Raw genomic sequence first — 17802 nt, forward strand, 5'->3', positions numbered from 1 at the left:
GTTCTTCTATCCTCTCGCCGCTACAACGCGGTTATAATGCTCCAAATAAACGAGCAGTATGGAAATATCGGCTGGTGTTACGCCAGCTACCCTGGAAGCCTGACCGATCGACAACGGTCTGATATCCGACAGCTTTTGCTTCGCTTCCGAAGCAAGTCCCTGCACGTCGAAATAATCGATATCATCCGGTATACGCTTCTTCTCCATTTTGCTCAATCGTTCAACCTGCAGTAGCTGCTTCTCGATATATCCAGCATATTTAATTTGAATTTCGACCTGCTCCTTCATCTCCTCTGTCAAAACAAGCTCTGAAGGTGTGATGCTTTCCAGCATCGCATACGTAATTTCCGGACGGCGAAGCAACGATAACGCATCTACTGTAAACGGAATTTCAGCTGATTCCGCAGCTTTTAATACGGGCTGTGCTTCTTCTGGTTTCACTTTTGTTGTACGCAATCTTTCAATTTCCTGCTCAACCAATGCTTTTTTATTCAAAAAGCTTTCATAACGCTCTTCCGAAATCAAACCAATCTCATAGCCAATTGGCGTCAATCTCAGGTCAGCATTATCATGGCGAAGCAGCAAACGATATTCCGCTCGGGAAGTCAGCAAACGATAAGGATCATTCGTTCCCTTCGTTACAAGGTCATCGATCATTACGCCAATATAGCCCTGGGAACGTGCAATAATGACCGGCTCTTTCCCCTGCACTTTACGGGCAGCGTTAATGCCGGCAATAACACCTTGACCAGCCGCTTCCTCATAACCGGAAGTTCCGTTGATTTGTCCAGCTGTGAATAACCCGTCGACAACCTTTGTCTCCAATGAAGGCCAAAGCTGTGTTGGAACGACCGCGTCATATTCAATCGCATAGCCATTGCGCATCATTTCAACTTTTTCCAATCCTGGGATTGATCGTAAAATGCCCAATTGGACATCCTCCGGCATGCTTGTGGAAAGTCCTTGTACATAATACTCCGACGTATGCAGACCCTCCGGCTCCAGAAAAATTTGATGTTTTGGCTTATCGGCAAAACGTACAATTTTATCCTCAATCGATGGGCAGTATCTTGGGCCTGTGCCTTCAATTGCTCCCGAGAACATTGGCGCGCGATGCAAATTATCGTTTATGATTTTGTGCGTTTGCTCTGACGTATAGGTCAACCAGCAAGGAAGCTGCTCATTATTAGAGGAAATTGTCTCATGCGAGAAAAATTTCGGCTGCTCATCGCCCGGTTGAATTTCTGTTTTTGAAAAATCAATCGTATCCTTGTGTACGCGTGGCGGCGTACCAGTTTTGAAACGTACCAGCTCGAAGCCATGCTCCTTCAAGCTTGCAGACAGCTTCAGCGACGGCTGCTGATTATTTGGTCCGCTCTCATACATCAGCTCGCCCATAATGATTTTGCCGCGCAAATAGGTGCCTGTTGTCAGGACAATCGTCTTCGAGCGATAGATTGCGCCTGTTTTTGTCACAAGCCCCACTATCTTGCCTTCCTCCACCATCAGCTCCTCCGCCATTCCTTGTCGCAGCGTCAGCTTAGGCGTCTCCTCAATCGTCTTCTTCATTTCATGCTGATAGGCGAACTTATCAGCTTGTGCGCGAAGCGCGTGAACCGCAGGCCCTTTGCCTGTATTCAGCATCCGCATCTGGATGAAGGTTTTATCAATATTACGGCCCATTTCGCCGCCTAAAGCGTCCAGCTCACGTACAACATGCCCTTTCGCCGGTCCGCCAATCGACGGATTACATGGCATGAAGGCTACCATATCCAAATTAATCGTCAGCAATAGCGTCTCACAGCCCATACGCGCTGCCGCAAGCGCAGCTTCGCTGCCCGCATGCCCCGCACCGATGACAATAACGTCATATTGCCCTGCTTCGTATCCCATTCCAAGTACCTCCCAAAGCGCTGCTAGCCTGATGGATGTTCGTCCGGAGGCTATTGATCGCTTATTATTTGCCCAAACAAAATTGTGAAAAGATTTGATCAATTAATGAATCTCCGACGGCATCCCCAAGAATTTCACCGAGTGACTCCCAAGCAGAGCGCACGTCAATTTGCATCACATCAATCGGAATGCCTGCTTCTGATGCCTCAATACCATCAAGCAGCGACTGCTGCGCCCGTTTCAATAAGGCAATATGCCGCACATTGCTGACGTAGGTCAAATCGCCGGAATCCAGCTTGCCTTCGAAAAACATCCCGCTAATCGCCTTCTCCAAATGATCCAGTCCCGCTTCCTGCAGGACCGACATGCGGACAATAGCCTCCGGGCTAAAACGCTGATCGATTTCTTCCATGTCGAGCTTGCCGGGCAGGTCGGTTTTATTAATGACCAATACCACTTGGCGTCCCGCCATACGGTCCAGCAGTTCACGGTCATCGGCATGCAGCGGCTCATTATAATTCAGCACGAATAAAATAAGATCGGCTTCCGCAAGCGCCGTATGCGATCGCTCTACCCCAAGCTGCTCGACAAGATCGCTCGTCTCGCGAATGCCTGCTGTATCCAGCAACCGCAGCGGGATATTATTAAGCGTGACATATTCCTCTATAACATCACGCGTTGTGCCGGGAATATCGGTCACAATCGCTTTATTTTCCTGCGCCAGCATATTAAGCAATGATGACTTGCCCACGTTAGGCCTGCCGACGATTGCCGTCATAATACCTTCTCTTAATATTTTGCCTTCATTTGCTGTTTTTAAAAGCTTAGCAATTTCATCCAGCGCAATTTGGCTTTGATCACGAATATAAGCAGTCGTCATTTCCTCGACATCATGCTCGGGGTAATCGATATTTACTTCAATATGCGCCAGCAGCTCAATGACCGTCTGCCGGAGTGCTTTAATCCGCTTCGACAGCAAGCCTTCGGCCTGCTTGCGCGCAATGGAGAAAGCGCGATCCGACTTTGAACGAATAAGATCGATGACCGCTTCCGCCTGCATTAAATCGATGCGCCCGTTCAGAAAGGCCCGCTTCGTAAACTCCCCAGGCTCAGCTAATCGCATATCTTCCTGCATCAGCACGACATCAAGCACCTTCTTAACCGCCACTACGCCGCCATGAGCATTGATTTCCACAACATCCTCGGCTGTAAAAGATCGCGGCCCACGCATAAGCGTCACCAGCACCTCTTCAATCTGCTCGCCGGTAGCCGGGTGAACGATATGCCCATAATGCACCGTATGGCTGTCTGCTTCACGCAGATCCGTTCGGCTCTGAAATAGCGCAGCTGTCCCCGCAATAGCATTCGGGCCGCTAATGCGGATAATGGCAATGCCGCCCTCTCCAACAGCGGTTGAAATCGCGGCTATCGTATCTTGTATCATTGTGTTCAGCACCTCTCAAATGGAAAAACAGCAATGACCATGGGAGCCATTGCTGCGAATCTGTTCTACCTTTATCACTTCAGTGCAATGACAATCCGCCGATGCGGCTCATCACCTTTACTGTATGTTTTCACACGAGGATGATTTTGCAGCTGGGAATGAATGACCTTCCGCTCATGGGAAGACATCGGCTCCAGCACCACCTCTTTTTTCGTGCGAATCACTCTGCCCGCAAGGCGCTCTGACAGCTCTTCCAGCGTCTTGCGCCGGCGCTCGCGAAAATCCTCTGCATCAAGTACGATACGAAGATGACTGTCCGAATAGCGGTTTGCCACAATATTAACCAAGTACTGCAATGCATCGAGCGTCTGCCCGCGCCTTCCGATTATCATGCCGAGATCTCCCCCGCCTGAAATCGAAAGCTGCGTGCCTTCCCTCGTCTGCTTGCGTTCAATGGATACATCTAGTCCCATTGTGCTCGCCACTTCCAGAAGGAACTGCTCAGCTTCACTTGTTGGATCAGGAATAAGCTCCAGTTCTACTTTCGCTTCTTTCACGCCGATCAAACCGAGGAATCCTTTGGACGGCTGCTCAAGAACAGCCACCCTCACACGATCCTCAGCCACATTTAATTGTGTCAAACCACTTTGTACAGCCTCTTCTACCGTTTTCCCTGATGCAACGATTTTCTTCATTTCGCGAGGGCCCCCTTACGTTTACCCTTACCTTTAGATTGTTTATCGTTGGTGCCTGTATCGTCATTGCCTTTTTTGTCAGCATTGCGCACATACAAGAAATAGTTTTGAATGATTGTGTAAATGTTGCTGTAAATCCAGTAAAGCGGCAGAGCTGCCGGGAAATTAATCGCCATGACGAAAATCAACACTGGGAAAATGGCAAGCATCGCTCCCATACCAGGCATTGTTTGCGTCTGCTGCTTCTGCATCATCTTCGATTGGATGAAAGTTGTCGCCGCGGCGATAACCGGAAGAATGTAATAAGGGTCCTTCTCCCCTAGCTGCAACCACAAGAAAGCATGCGTACGCACCTCAGGGTTCATATATATCGCATTATAGAGCGCGATAAATACAGGCATCTGTACAATGAGCGGCAAGCATCCTGCCATCGGATTTACCTGATTGGCCTGGAACAGCTTCATTGTCTCTTCCTGCTGCTTTTTCGGGTCATCCTTGTATTTCTTCTTCATCTCAGCGATTTGCGGCTGCAAAGCCTGCATAGCCTTCGAACTGCGATATTGCTTAATCGTCAGCGGCAAAATGGCTGTTCTTACAATAATGGTAATGAGCAGAATGGCTATGCCATAAGCACCGCCGAACCAATCTGCGAACGTATCAAGCGTAAGCGCAAAATAATAAACGACATTTTTCTGCCAGAAGTTTCCCTTAAGCAAATCCTCTGTACTCGTCGTTTGAGCTACCTGCGAACCGCAGCCTGCAATGACTACCACTGCCATTAGCATGCCTAAAACAAAAAGCCATTTACGGTTTTCTTTCCGAAACAACATGAAAACTCCTCTCTTGAGAGCCGATGCTTCGCCTATCCAGCATAAACGGTTTCGTCGCCATTCAGCACAAACTACGCAGTTTCGCATGAGATAAATCTGCATCGTTACAGACATATTTCTTATACCTTCTCATCCTTTAAACTATACCATAATTGGTAGGACAAAAGAAAGGAAGGTCATGAGGTATTTTCGGTACCTATGTAAACGTTTTTCTAATATGGTCAGGGATAACCATTTCTATTATTCAGGAGCTTCTTTTTCTACGCAAAACGGACAGTTTCCAAAGGACAATAACTCCTTCTACGCTTAGCGCTTAAGGAGCCCGGCCTTCCTTAACACATGCATAATGCTTTTTTCCAGTTGGCTCGTCTCCATCGCTACTGCAGGCTTTCTTACAATAATAATAAAGTCGACCTTTGGAACGATCCGTGCCTCATTGAGCCTGATGATTTCTTTAATGACACGGCGCATCCGGTTGCGAACAACCGCATTGCCGATTTTTTTGCTTGCTGAAATGCCCAGTCGGAAAGGCTCCGCCACAGGCTGCTTCGACCAATATACGACGAACTGCCCGTTGGCGAACGATTTGCCTCCCCGGTAGACCCGGCCAAAGTCGCTACGGTTACGCAGACGCAATCTTCTTTGCACGACTCCATTTCACCGTTCTTTCCTTAATATGTTCAAAAGTATCGTGGGCAAGGCAAAAAAAAAGACCACCCGACGTGGTCTTTTGCTTATGCGCTAAGAACTTTTCTGCCTCTTTGACGACGCGCCGCCAAAACTTTACGTCCGTTTTTCGTGCTCATCCGTTTGCGGAATCCATGCACTTTTTTACGTTTGCTAACATTCGGTCTAAATGTAGGTCTCATTTACTCTGCACCTCCCGTACTTCTTCTTAAAAAAAACAGGTAGTTCAATTAAAGCACGTACCCTTCGGAAAGTCAACTCACCATGCGCCTTTCAGACAAGAAATCGAAAGCTGTGGATAAATGAATGAAATCGGCGATTTTGCAGAAAATGAATAAGCTGTGCACAACTTTTTCAGCCAACTTACGAACTTTGTCGAAATCTTAACAAGATATAAACAATATCTAGTGTTGTGCGCAACTTTTATACACAAGCTATTGAATATGTGGATAAAATCTTCGAATCCGTTGAAATACAAGGGATCTTTTGCTATGATGGATATGTTTTATATGTGGATACCTTCCCTTTATCCTCAATCTTATTAACAGCCTGTGGATAAAAATGTGAACAAGTTAATCCCCTATTTATAACTCAACCGTTTTCATTTCTTCATATTGTGGATGTTTTCCTTGGAAAAATGACATTCATTCGACAGAATATGGCTTAATTGCGCCGTTTCGGCGATTTTGATAAGGAGTGACGTCTGTGGACAGCCATGCTTATGATATATGGCAGCAAGTGTTGTCAATTATTCAGACGAAGCTGAGCAAGCCAAGTTTTGATACTTGGTTTAAGGCAACTAAGGCTTCGTTCGTGAATGATACTTTGCTTGAAGTTACGGCACCGACAACATTTGCAGCTGAATGGCTGGAAGGCCGTTATACAAAACTAATTCGCACAACCCTGTTTGAATTTCTAGGCAGACAGGTCGATGTGCGTTTTTCCATTGAAGAGGCTCGAAGCGCTGAACCGGCAGCTATGATGCCGCCCAGAGCAATGGATGTGCCCGTCGTACAGGAAGAAAGCCACACGCATGTGCTGAACTCCAAATATACGTTCGAGACATTCGTTATCGGCGCCAACAATCGCTTTGCCCATGCGGCATCGCTTGCGGTAGCCGAGGCACCGGCCAAAGCGTACAATCCGCTGTTTCTCTACGGCGGCGTTGGCCTTGGAAAAACGCATTTGATGCATGCGATCGGCCACTATATCAAGGATCACAACCCCAATACGAAGATCATGTACATCTCGTCGGAGAAATTCACCAATGAATTTATTAACGCGATTCGTGACAACCGTGGGGAAAGCTTTCGCAATAAATACCGGAATATCGACGTTTTGCTTATTGACGATATTCAATTTTTGGCTGGTAAAGACGGGACGCAGGAGGAGTTTTTCCATACCTTCAATGCGCTTCATGAAGAGCGCAAGCAGATCGTCATCTCCAGCGACCGCACGCCGAAGGAAATTCCGACCCTGGAGGAACGCCTTCGTTCCCGCTTTGAATGGGGTTTAATTACGGACATCCAAGCGCCTGACCTGGAGACGCGAATTGCCATTTTGCGCAAGAAGGCCAAGGCCGAAAATCTCGATATTCCCAATGAAGCGATGGTTTATATCGCTAACCAGATCGATACGAATATTCGTGAGCTGGAAGGCGCCCTGATCAGGGTTGTCGCCTACTCCTCGCTCATTAATCAGGATATTTCCTCCCATTTGGCAGCCGAAGCGCTCAAGGATATCATTCCTTCAAGCCGGCCGAAGCTGATTACCATCAACGAGATCCAGCAGAAAGTCGGGGAGTTTTATGGATTGCGGCTTGAGGAGTTTAAAGCGCGCAAACGGACGAAAGCTGTGGCCTATCCGCGGCAAATCGCCATGTACCTCTCTCGCGAGCTAACGGACCACTCGCTGCCGAAGATTGGCGAAGCATTTGGCGGACGGGACCATACGACGGTCATTCATGCCCATGAGAAAATTACGCAGCAGCTTAAAATTGATCAGGACTTGTACAAAATTTTGCAAAACCTGACTGAAAAAATCAAAAATCATACGTAAGCCGTTAAGCAGGACAATTTGCGCTGAAAAGTTATCCACTTTTATACGGAAAACGAACACAAGCCTATGCACAGTCTATACACATGTGGATAGGCTTGATCTATCAGCACTTGTCCCGCTTATCCACATATTCAGGCCCCCTACTACTACGACTACTAAAAATCTTTAAAAAAACATCATCCATAAGCGGAATAAGACATTCGCGGAACATCCACTATGATTCGCTATGTCTCCCTGCGGATATAGGAGAGAAATTATGAAATTAACGATTTCAAAAAATGAACTAAACGATGCGATCCAGCAGGTAGCGAAAGCAATCTCCTCCAGACCAGCCATCCCGATTCTCGGTGGAATCAAAATAGATGTAACTCATCAAGGTGTAACCTTAACGGCAAGCGATACTGAAATATCTATTCAAAGCTTCATCCCGGTAGAACGCGATAATTTATTTATTGCACATGTGGATAAACCGGGAAGCGTTGTTCTCCCTGCTAAATTTTTTGTCGAGATTATTAAAAAGCTGCCTTCCGATAATGTTGAAATTCAGGTTGGCGCTCAGTTCCAGACAATGATCCGCTCCGGCTCCTCCGACATCCAAATGGTCGGTCTTGATCCTGAGGAATTTCCAATTTTGCCGTCTATTGAAGAAAATGGCTTATTTCAAATGCCAGGCGATTTGTTGAAAACGATGATCCGCCAAACGGTACTAGCCGCTTCCACCAATGAGCAAACCGCCGTATTGACTGGCGTATTATGGACGCTTAACAATCAGCAGCTGAAATTTATAGCAACGGATCGCCACCGTCTGGCAAGCCGCAATGCGCATACCGAAACCGATCCGGAATATCGCTTCTCCAATGTCATTATTGCTGCAAAAACGCTGGTCGAGCTGTCAAAGCTTGTCCCTGAGCAAAATGCCCTCGTGGATATTGTCGTCGCCGACAACCAGGTCATGTTTAAGCTTGGAAATGTGCTGTTCTATACACGTATGCTTGATGGCATGTATCCGGATACTTCCAAGATTATTCCGCAGACGTACAAAACAGAACTTGTCGTCGATACCAAAAATTTGATGGATGCGATCGACCGTGCTTATTTGATGTCGCGTGAAGAGAAGACGAATATTGTTCGACTGATTACGCTTGATGACAATTCGATCGAAATTTCTTCAAGCTCGACCGAGCTTGGCCGCGTAACCGAGCAGATCGATGCCAAGAAATTTGAAGGCGAGCCGCTGCGCATTTCCTTCAACTCCAAGTTCATGCTCGATGTGCTCAAAGTAATTGACAGCGAGCAAATTTTCATCGGCTTTACAGGTGCTATGAGCCCGATTATCATTAAGCCGACCGATCATTCGTACAACATGTACGTGATTTTGCCTTACCGGACAACAACGTAGCAGCCTCGCGAGAAGGCTAGCGAAAGATATGAATAGAGCTCGAGAAGAGGAAGGTGGGCAAGCCACGATGAAGGAAGTTGCCATTCGCACCGAATATATTCCGTTGGGGCAGTTTTTAAAGCTATCGGATTGTATATCCACAGGTGGACAAGCTAAATTTTTTCTGCAGGAGAACAAGATTACGATCAACGGCGAGACGGATAACAGACGTGGACGCAAGCTGTATGTCGGGGACCGTGTCGAAGTAGAAGGCTTCGGCGTCTTTACTGTTACCGGTTCATAACGATTAGCTAAGGACCGGGAGGGGCAGCAGACGTGTTTTTAAAAAATATTCATTTGCAAAATTACCGCAACTACGGACAGCTTGAGCTGGAGACGAGTAATCAGGTCAATCTGTTCGTCGGTCCGAACGCCCAGGGCAAGACGAATTTGCTGGAAGCGATATTTGCGCTTGCCCTCACCAAATCGCACCGCACGTCCAAGGACAAGGAGCTGATTGGCTGGGAAGCGGATTCGGCTCGCCTGCAAGGCATGGTAGACAAGCGCTATGGTACGGCGCAGCTTGAGCTGCTGCTGTCGACGCAGGGGAAGAAAGCGAAAATTAACGGGCTCGAGCAGCGCAAGCTGAGCAACTTCATCGGGTCGCTGAATGTGGTCATGTTCGCGCCGGAGGATCTCGAAATTGTAAAAGGCACGCCGGGTGTACGCAGACGGTTTCTGGATATGGAAATCGGTCAGGTGCAGCCCGGTTATTTGCATACCCTTCAGCAATACGGCAAGGTGCTTGTACAGCGCAATAACTACCTGAAGTCTGCATCTCCTGGCTCCATGCAGCAGACGATGCTGGATGTATGGAATACACAGCTCGCCGAGCTAGGTGTTAAAATTATGAAAAAAAGGGAACACTTCATACATAAACTGCAGCGCTGGGCTGAGCAGATCCATTCTGGCATTACGGCTGGCAGCGAACAGCTCACGATTACCTACCGTCCATCGCTTGGCAGCGGGGAGCCGGAAGATGAATCTGTTTTATTTGAGCAATTTATGATAAAGTTAACACAAGTGAAAGAGCAGGAGATTCGCAGAGGGATGTCGCTCGTTGGGCCTCATCGCGATGATTTGGCCTTTTTTATTAACGGCAAAGAGGCATCTGTATATGGTTCCCAGGGACAGCAGCGCACAACCGCACTCTCGCTAAAGCTGGCAGAAATTGAGCTGATTGCTGAGGAGATTGGGGAATATCCGCTGCTGCTTCTTGATGATGTTCTGTCTGAGCTTGACCAGCACCGGCAGACGCAGCTCATAGAAACATTTCAGAGCAAGGTGCAGACGTTCATCACGACAACCGGGCTTGAGAGCGTCAATATTAGCAAGCTGCAGGACGCTTGTATCTATAATGTGCGTGAAGGCCAAGTGACGCGCGGATAAGCGCAAACGATCGGGAGGCGGGGGAGCATGTATATCCATTTGGGCGGCGAGAAAATTATTCGGGCTGCCGAGCTGGTAGCCATTTTCGATATATCCATAGAGCAATCCTCCAAGTTATCCAAGCAGTTCGTTGCAGGCGCTCGCAAGCGCAAGGACGTGGAGACGATTGGCGAAGAGGAGCCGAAATCCATCGTTGTGACGAAGCAGAAAATCTATTATTCGCCAATTTCATCCTCCACCTTGAAGAAGCGGGCTCATCATTTTGTAGCGAATGGCTGACAAGGGCCAGAATAACGTGTAGCAAGAGCAGTTGAGAGGAGCAGTGAGCATTAATGTCTTTGAATCCGCAGCATACGTATGACGAGAGTCAGATCCAGGTGCTAGAGGGACTGGAAGCCGTCCGCAAACGCCCTGGTATGTATATTGGCTCCACAAGCAGCAAGGGACTCCACCATCTCGTATGGGAGGTTGTCGATAACAGTATCGACGAGGCGCTTGCTGGCTATTGTAATCAAATTGATGTCACGATTCATGAAGATAACAGCATTACCGTAGTCGACAATGGACGTGGTATCCCTGTCGGCGAAAATGCCAAGCTGAAGAAGTCGACGCTTGAAGTCGTCATGACCGTGCTTCATGCCGGCGGTAAATTTGGCGGAGAAGGCTATAAAGTTTCCGGGGGCTTGCACGGGGTCGGCGTGTCTGTCGTTAATGCTTTGTCGGAGCGCGTAGTAGCAACCGTCAAGCTTAAAGGGAAGATTCATCAGCAGGCATATCGCCGCGGAGCGCCGGAATCAGACATTCAGGTCATCGGCGAGACATCGCCAGAAGATACTGGAACGACGATCAACTTTAAGCCGGATCCAGAGATTTTTACGGAGACGACGGTTTATGAATACGATATTTTGCAGTCCCGGATTCGGGAGCTTGCTTTTCTAAATAAAGGAATTCAAATTTCGCTGACGGATGAGCGTACAGGGATGACCAATACGTTCAGATACGAAGGCGGCCTTAATGAATTCGTCCAGTTTTTGAACCGCAACAAGGAAGCGCTGCATGAAGCGCCGATTTATGTGGAGGGCTCCAAGGATCATATCCAGGTGGAATTAGGCCTCCAGTATAACGACGGCTATAGCGAAAACATTTATTCCTTCGCGAATAATATTAATACCCATGAGGGCGGAACGCATGAGTCCGGCTTCAAAAGTGCGCTCACGCGGGTTATCAATGACTACGCCCGCAAAACGAACTTGCTGAAGGACAATGATTCCAATTTCTCCGGCGATGATGTGCGTGAAGGCTTGACAGCGATTATTTCGGTCAAAATTCCCGAGCCGCAATTCGAAGGACAAACGAAGACAAAGCTAGGCAACAGCGAGGTTCGCGGTATTGTCGAATCGCTGCTTGCAGAGAAGCTTCAGGAGTTTCTCGATGAGAACCCGGCTGTATCCCGCAAAATTGTAGAAAAAGGCCTTCAAGCTGCCAGAGCACGGGAAGCAGCGCGCAAAGCGCGTGAGCTGACGCGCCGTAAGAGTGCGCTTGAAGTCAGCTCGCTGCCAGGTAAGCTGGCGGATTGCTCCTCCAAGGATGCGGCAATCAGCGAGCTGTACATCGTAGAAGGTGACTCGGCCGGTGGTTCGGCTAAGCAAGGCCGTGACCGTCACTTCCAGGCTATTTTGCCACTGCGTGGTAAAATTCTGAACGTTGAGCGGGCAAGACTCGACCGTATTCTCGGCAATGCGGAGATTCGGGCGATTATTACGGCGCTCGGAACAGGCATCAGCGAGGACTTTGATTTGGCGAAGGCGCGTTATCACAAAGTCATTATTATGACGGATGCCGACGTTGACGGCGCGCATATTCGTACCCTGCTGCTGACGTTCTTCTATCGCTACATGCGCAAAATTCTCGAAGCGGGCTATATTTACATCGCCCAGCCGCCGCTCTATAAAGTCGAGCGCAACAAGGTCATTCGTTATGCGCAGAACGAGAAGGAACGTGATGAAATTATTGCTGAGTTTGGTCAAACCGGCAAAATCAACATTCAGCGCTACAAAGGCTTGGGCGAGATGGATGCTGTCCAGCTTTGGGAAACAACGATGGATCCAGAAAGCCGTTCCATGCTTCAAGTAACGATTGATGACGCCATTGAAGCCGATACGATTTTTGATACGCTGATGGGCGACAACGTTGAACCGCGTCGTAACTTCATCCAGCAATATGCTCTAAGCGTTAAAAATCTCGACATTTAGCTTTCCTTGGGATCGTTAATTGCTGAATCATTTAAGTACAGCGGCATAGCTTGCCGCTTGAAATTAAAAATAGTCGTTTCTAGAATGCGTTTTTGTACGGGGCTATGCTCACAGTATGAAGATATGCACTAGTGGCGGCTATTTTCTTTTGTACCGGCCATAGGCAACGGCGTATCGATATATTTTTTTAAACACGGACTTGTCAGGAAGCTTGCGAAAAATAAACGGATCGGGACAAGTATTGACCTCTAGTATCCATGGGCGTAGCTTCGTATCGATTGCAATATCGACACCGATTTCTTTTATTCGCGGATAAGCCTGAAGCATTTGGTGAACGATGGATAGGCTAAGCTTGTTCAAACGCTGTCTATACGCTTGCTGTTCAGATGTTGACAAATGACCATTCATAAGCTGTTCAAATGGCATTGGCGTGCCGCCGCTATGGTAGTTGGTGACGATTTTTGCGGGATGGGCGAGACGGCCGATGATGCCCGTCGCTTCCCAGCTGGCTTGCGGATTTTTCTGCACCATTACGCGGATATCAAAGCGCCGCTTCTGATGGCGAAGCAGGAAGATCCCCCTTTGGATGAGGTAGCGTTTGCCTACTTGATAGCGATAAAGGCTGTTGTACAATTGGTCGAAGGTAGCGAACGTGCGAACTCTGGTTTCAATCTGGTATCGGAAGCCTCGGCCAGGAGCGGCATACTGCTCGACCCGAATGACTCCTTTTCCAAAGGTGCCGTTGACGGGTTTCACATAAACCATGCTGTACTCGGTGAGCATTGCGAGCAGATTTTCTTTGCTGAACAGCTCGGTAGCAGGCATGTATTGGCGCAAATGTTCGGAGCGCAGGAGCACCTGCGTTTTAGCCCATTTGCTAGTAACGCGCTGTATAGACAAGCTTGATTCCCCTTTCTTTAAATCACTGCCTGAGCCTATCGATTCTTATTCCGGCAGGAGACAGAGTTTAGAATGAGTGGTATAATAAAAGTTGGATTTGTTTAGTTTATGGCAATCGGAGCGTAACGGAATACGGTGTTTAACCTATTTTTTCGTCTATGTTCGTGGAATTTAGGTTTAGTATCGTCTTATTTAAGAAAGAACTAGAGAGACAATGATGTTTACAGGTTTGCAGATAGACGTCAGGGAGGTAAAGCATGGCGGAAGAACAATATTCGCAGATTAAAGACCGTGATATTGGCACGGAAATGCGCGATTCCTTTATGGACTATGCGATGAGTATTATCGTAAGTCGCGCATTGCCCGATGTAAGGGATGGACTCAAGCCTGTTCATCGCCGGATTTTATTCGCAATGTCGGAGCTTGGGATGTCACCGGACAAGCCTCACAAAAAATCCGCAAGGATTGTAGGCGAAGTTATCGGTAAGTATCATCCTCACGGTGATTCGGCTGTGTATGAGTCCATGGTGCGTATGGCACAGGATTTCTCAATGAGGTACATGATGGTAGATGGACACGGCAACTTCGGTTCGGTTGATGGTGACATGGCAGCAGCCATGCGTTACACGGAAGCTCGTCTATCGAAGATTGCAATGGAGCTGCTGCGTGACCTTAACAAGGAAACAGTGAATTTCATTCCGAACTATGACGGTGAAGAGAAGGAGCCTGCGGTATTGCCGGCGCGTTTTCCTAACTTGCTAGTCAATGGTGTAACAGGGATAGCTGTAGGTATGGCAACGAATATTCCTCCGCATAATTTGGGGGAAGTCATTGACGGTGTACAGGCGCTTATTGCTAATCCGGATATAACACCGCTTGAATTGATCGATTATGTAAAAGGTCCTGATTTCCCGACGGCAGGTATTGTTATGGGATTAAGCGGCATCCGTCAAGCTTATTTGACGGGTCGCGGAACGGTGACCATGCGTGCGCGGGCAACGATTGAAGAGAATGGCAATAAAGCGCGTATTATCGTATATGAGCTGCCTTATCAAGTAAATAAAGCCCGTCTCGTTGAGAAAATTGCAGAGCTCGTTCGGGAGAAGAAGATCGACGGCATTACGGATTTGCGCGATGAGTCTGACCGTACAGGCATGCGGGTTGTTATCGAGCTTCGCCGTGATGTGAATCCTAGCGTTGTGCTTAACAACTTATACAAACAGACGCAAATGCAGTCCAACTTCGGCATTAATATGCTGGCTCTCGTTAATGGCGAGCCAAAGACGCTGAATTTGCGTGAAGTACTCTATCATTATTTGCAGCATCAAATCGAGGTTATCCGTCGTCGTACGGAATACGATTTGAAGAAAGCTGAAGCTCGCGCTCATATTTTGGAAGGCTATCGGATTGCGCTGGATCATCTGGATGAGGTTATTGCGTTAATACGCGGTTCCCAAACAGCTGAAATTGCTCGTGAAGGCTTGATCACTCGATTCGATCTTAGCCACGAGCAGGCACAAGCCATTCTCGATATGCGTTTGCAGCGCCTGACAGGTCTGGAACGCGATAAGATCGAAGCAGAATATACAGAGCTTCTACAGAAAATTGCCGAGTTCAAAGCGATTCTCGCTGATGAGCAGCTGGTGCTTGCAATCATTAGCACAGAGCTCAACGAGATTAGAGATCGTTTTGGCGATGAGCGCCGTACGGAAATTACGGCTAGTGATGAGGAAATTCTAGATGAGGATTTGATTCCTCGTGAGGATGTTATTATTTCCATCACACACAGCGGCTATATCAAGCGCCTGCCGGTTACGACTTATCGGAGCCAGAAGCGGGGCGGTAAAGGTGTCGTTGGCATGGATACGAAGGATAATGACTTTGTCGAGCATCTTTTTGTATCCAATACGCATCACTACTTGCTCTTCTTCACCAATAAGGGCAAGGTGTACAAGCTGAAAGCTTATGAGATTCCTGATCTCAGCCGGACAGCACGCGGTACGCCGATTATTAACTTAATTCAAATCGAGCAGGGCGAGACGATTAATGCGGTTATTCCTGTACAGGATTTTGACCCGAATCACTATCTGTTCTTCGCAACCCGTCAAGGTGTCGTGAAGAAAACGCCTCTCGATGACTATATCAACATTCGCAAAGTCGGCCTCATTGCCATCTCGCTGCGTGAAGACGATGATCTGATTGGCGTCAAGCTGACGGACGGACAGCAGGAGATTGTTATGGGTACGGCGGAAGGCATGTCGATTCGTTTCTCTGAAAATGATGTGCGCTCTATGGGCCGTTCGGCTACAGGCGTGAAGGGTATCCAGCTTGATGACAGCGATGCTGTTATTGATATGGATATCGTCATGAATGATAATGATGTGCTGATCGTTACGTCCAAGGGCTATGGCAAACGGACGCCAATGAGCGAATATCGCATTCAAAATCGTGGCGGTAAAGGGATTAAGACGCTTAACGTTACGGATAAGAACGGCCCAATCGTCAGCTTGAAGGTCGTTGTAAATGATGAGGATCTGATGATTATGACTGCATCAGGCACATTGATTCGTACAAGCATGGAAGGCATCTCTACAATGGGCCGCAATACGCAGGGCGTTAAATTGATTAATACCCGCGATGAAGATACAGTAGCAACGGTTACTCGTATTGCCCGCAGTGAAGAAGTGAGCGATGACCTGGAAGAAGGCGAAGCAACTGAATTTGATGCTGCACAGCCTTCAGACAGCGAAGAGAACGAATAGTTTTTATATCAGGGGAATCCAGGACATGGGGAGGGAACCGTTGTGCCAACGGTGACTTTATCACAAGTGAAGTTAGGCGATAAGATTAGTGAAGATGTCCTTACCCCTTTAGGAAGGGTGCTACTTCAAAAAGGCAAGGTTATTGCTGGCCGCGAGCTTGAAATTTTGAGAGCTTTCATTATTTCAAGCGTGGCCGTTGATGGACCAGCTGCTGCTAAAGCGTCTGAAGATGCAAAAGCAGGCGCTGACTCCAAACAAGTGGACGATAAGCCAATTGCTGCATCATCCCTGCATGATGAATATGACAAGATGCTGGTGCTGCTGAGACAAGTATTTAATGATCATGCAGCGCCGGAAGGCATCCCTATTATGGATATTCGCAATCAGATGGAGAATTTGCTGCAGCATATTAAGAACTATCAGATTTTGACGTTTGTGCCGCGCAGTTTTATGGAGCGTGATTATTTGCTTCATAATAGCATTGCTTGTGCGCTCACCTCTTATCTTATTGCGCAGTGGAACGGCTTTCCTCAAAAAGAATGGATGCAAGTTGCTCTTGGCGGCTTGCTTCATGATTTTGGGAATACGCGTATTGATCGCTCGATTCTTTCCAAACCGACTGCGCTAACCGTAGAAGAGCTGGAAGAGATGAAACGACATACCGTGCTGGGCTACCAAATGCTCAAAAATGTAGCATCTCTGAACGATGGTGCCAAGCTGGCTGCTCTTCAGCATCATGAGCGGGTAGACGGAACGGGATACCCTCTTGGCATTGATGCGGCTAAAATCCATCCATACGGGAAGATTGTAGCTATTGCTGATATTTTTCATGCTATGACCTTGAACAAGTCTTATCGTAAGGCGGTCTCGCCTTATCTAGTTCTAGAGCAGATCCAAAGCGATGCTTTCGGCAAGCTTGATCCGACTTATGTTCGAGTGTTTGTTGAGAAGGTTACGCAGTTCCATAATGGAACAAAGGTTAGGCTTAGTGATGAACGGGTAGGAGAGATCGTGTTTTCTGATCATGTGCATCCAACCAGACCATGGGTTTCCATTGAAGGATCTATTATTAACTTAACGGTAGAGCGGCATCTGCATATCAATGAGGTTATTCCATCCTAAGTATAGATGGGATAGATTAAGCTTTATAAAGCTACTATTATTGAGAGTATAGGTCGTCAAAACGTAAAAGTAATAGTAAAATAAAGCCGTCCAGAGTATGTGCTGGGCGGCTTTATCCCTTTATATATAAGGGATTCAGGGCTTTGAGGTACAAGGAAAAACACTATTAAAAAAAGAATTGATATTTTTTTAAAAAAACACTTGCAATGGTATAGGCACCCGTGATATATTATATGAGTCGCCGCTGAGACATACGGCAGACACGAACGAAACGCAAGCAAGAGAAATTGTTCTTTGAAAACTGAACAACGAGTGAAACTGCCACATTAACT

At 47.5% G+C, this 17802-nt stretch carries 15 protein-coding genes; 8 read left to right on the forward strand and 7 right to left on the reverse strand.

The window, feature by feature from the left end:
• Nucleotides 1-6: 6 nt before the first annotated feature.
• The 6 genes from mnmG to rpmH form a co-directional block, all read right to left on the reverse strand.
• Complete coding sequence (gene mnmG, locus AC50Y5_RS14340) at nt 7-1893, reverse strand: tRNA uridine-5-carboxymethylaminomethyl(34) synthesis enzyme MnmG (protein WP_494861497.1); 1887 nt, start codon at nt 1891-1893, stop codon at nt 7-9.
• Nucleotides 1894-1957: 64 nt separating this feature from the next.
• Complete coding sequence (mnmE, locus tag AC50Y5_RS14345; protein WP_494861499.1) at nt 1958-3337, reverse strand: tRNA uridine-5-carboxymethylaminomethyl(34) synthesis GTPase MnmE; 1380 nt, start codon at nt 3335-3337, stop codon at nt 1958-1960.
• Nucleotides 3338-3411: 74 nt separating this feature from the next.
• Nucleotides 3412-4032: an RNA-binding cell elongation regulator Jag/EloR gene (gene jag / locus AC50Y5_RS14350; RefSeq protein ID WP_056036014.1), complete on the reverse strand. Its 621-nt coding sequence runs from the start codon at nt 4030-4032 to the stop codon at nt 3412-3414.
• Entirely contained in the window at nt 4029-4862 is an 834-nt protein-coding gene (gene yidC, locus AC50Y5_RS14355) for a membrane protein insertase YidC (RefSeq protein ID WP_056036010.1), read from the reverse strand. Before yidC ends, jag begins: the two co-directional genes overlap by 4 nt.
• Before the next feature lie 306 nt (nt 4863-5168).
• Nucleotides 5169-5510, reverse strand: a complete 342-nt coding sequence (gene rnpA, locus AC50Y5_RS14360) for a ribonuclease P protein component (RefSeq protein ID WP_056036007.1) — start codon at nt 5508-5510, stop codon at nt 5169-5171.
• Between the two features lie 86 nt (nt 5511-5596).
• Nucleotides 5597-5731, reverse strand: a complete 135-nt coding sequence (rpmH, locus tag AC50Y5_RS14365) for a 50S ribosomal protein L34 (protein ID WP_074904820.1) — start codon at nt 5729-5731, stop codon at nt 5597-5599.
• Between the two features lie 523 nt (nt 5732-6254).
• Here rpmH and dnaA point away from each other — a divergent pair.
• The 6 genes from dnaA to gyrB all read left to right on the forward strand — a co-directional run bounded on the left by dnaA (nt 6255) and on the right by gyrB (nt 12686).
• Nucleotides 6255-7607 carry a chromosomal replication initiator protein DnaA gene (dnaA, locus tag AC50Y5_RS14370; RefSeq protein WP_056036004.1) on the forward strand — a complete coding sequence of 451 codons (1353 nt, stop codon included), beginning with the start codon at nt 6255-6257 and terminating at the stop codon, nt 7605-7607.
• A 256-nt stretch (nt 7608-7863) separates the two neighbouring features.
• Entirely contained in the window at nt 7864-9006 is a 1143-nt protein-coding gene (gene dnaN / locus AC50Y5_RS14375; RefSeq protein ID WP_046234562.1) for a DNA polymerase III subunit beta, read from the forward strand.
• A gap of 67 nt (nt 9007-9073) precedes the next feature.
• Nucleotides 9074-9289 (forward strand): S4 domain-containing protein YaaA, encoded by a 216-nt coding sequence (gene yaaA, locus AC50Y5_RS14380; protein ID WP_046234561.1) that lies wholly within the window; start codon nt 9074-9076, stop codon nt 9287-9289.
• A gap of 32 nt (nt 9290-9321) precedes the next feature.
• A complete protein-coding gene (gene recF / locus AC50Y5_RS14385) occupies nt 9322-10434 on the forward strand; it encodes a DNA replication/repair protein RecF (RefSeq protein WP_056036002.1) in 1113 nt (370 codons plus the stop codon).
• A 27-nt stretch (nt 10435-10461) separates the two neighbouring features.
• Nucleotides 10462-10713 (forward strand): extracellular matrix regulator RemB, encoded by a 252-nt coding sequence (remB, locus tag AC50Y5_RS14390; protein WP_028608695.1) that lies wholly within the window; start codon nt 10462-10464, stop codon nt 10711-10713.
• 53 nt (nt 10714-10766) lie between these two features.
• Nucleotides 10767-12686 (forward strand): DNA topoisomerase (ATP-hydrolyzing) subunit B, encoded by a 1920-nt coding sequence (gene gyrB / locus AC50Y5_RS14395; protein ID WP_056035999.1) that lies wholly within the window; start codon nt 10767-10769, stop codon nt 12684-12686.
• 138 nt (nt 12687-12824) lie between these two features.
• Here gyrB and AC50Y5_RS14400 read toward each other — a convergent pair whose 3' ends face one another.
• On the reverse strand, nt 12825-13586 hold the full coding sequence (locus AC50Y5_RS14400) for a YheC/YheD family protein (protein ID WP_494861504.1): 762 nt from the start codon (nt 13584-13586) through the stop codon (nt 12825-12827).
• 257 nt (nt 13587-13843) lie between these two features.
• Between AC50Y5_RS14400 and gyrA the strand changes: the two genes are divergently transcribed.
• Together gyrA and AC50Y5_RS14410 are read left to right on the forward strand one after the other, a co-directional pair.
• Nucleotides 13844-16348, forward strand: a complete 2505-nt coding sequence (gene gyrA, locus AC50Y5_RS14405; protein ID WP_056035993.1) for a DNA gyrase subunit A — start codon at nt 13844-13846, stop codon at nt 16346-16348.
• Nucleotides 16349-16390: 42 nt separating this feature from the next.
• Entirely contained in the window at nt 16391-17470 is a 1080-nt protein-coding gene (locus AC50Y5_RS14410) for an HD-GYP domain-containing protein (protein WP_056035990.1), read from the forward strand.
• Nucleotides 17471-17802 lie beyond the last annotated feature (332 nt).

The sequence above is a fragment of the Paenibacillus sp. JT22N7 genome (assembly GCF_059383875.1).

What these genes read in the sequence shown, in the direction of transcription:
- mnmG (WP_494861497.1), bottom strand. Translation starts at nt 1,893, where the DNA reads ATGGGATACGAAGCAGGGCAATATGACGTTATTGTCATCGGTGCGGGG.
- mnmE (WP_494861499.1), bottom strand. Translation starts at nt 3,337, where the DNA reads ATGATACAAGATACGATAGCCGCGATTTCAACCGCTGTTGGAGAGGGC.
- jag (WP_056036014.1), bottom strand. Translation starts at nt 4,032, where the DNA reads ATGAAGAAAATCGTTGCATCAGGGAAAACGGTAGAAGAGGCTGTACAA.
- yidC (WP_056036010.1), bottom strand. Translation starts at nt 4,862, where the DNA reads ATGTTGTTTCGGAAAGAAAACCGTAAATGGCTTTTTGTTTTAGGCATG.
- rpmH (WP_074904820.1), bottom strand. Translation starts at nt 5,731, where the DNA reads ATGAGACCTACATTTAGACCGAATGTTAGCAAACGTAAAAAAGTGCAT.
- dnaN (WP_046234562.1), top strand. Translation starts at nt 7,864, where the DNA reads ATGAAATTAACGATTTCAAAAAATGAACTAAACGATGCGATCCAGCAG.
- yaaA (WP_046234561.1), top strand. Translation starts at nt 9,074, where the DNA reads ATGAAGGAAGTTGCCATTCGCACCGAATATATTCCGTTGGGGCAGTTT.
- remB (WP_028608695.1), top strand. Translation starts at nt 10,462, where the DNA reads ATGTATATCCATTTGGGCGGCGAGAAAATTATTCGGGCTGCCGAGCTG.
- gyrB (WP_056035999.1), top strand. Translation starts at nt 10,767, where the DNA reads ATGTCTTTGAATCCGCAGCATACGTATGACGAGAGTCAGATCCAGGTG.
- gyrA (WP_056035993.1), top strand. Translation starts at nt 13,844, where the DNA reads ATGGCGGAAGAACAATATTCGCAGATTAAAGACCGTGATATTGGCACG.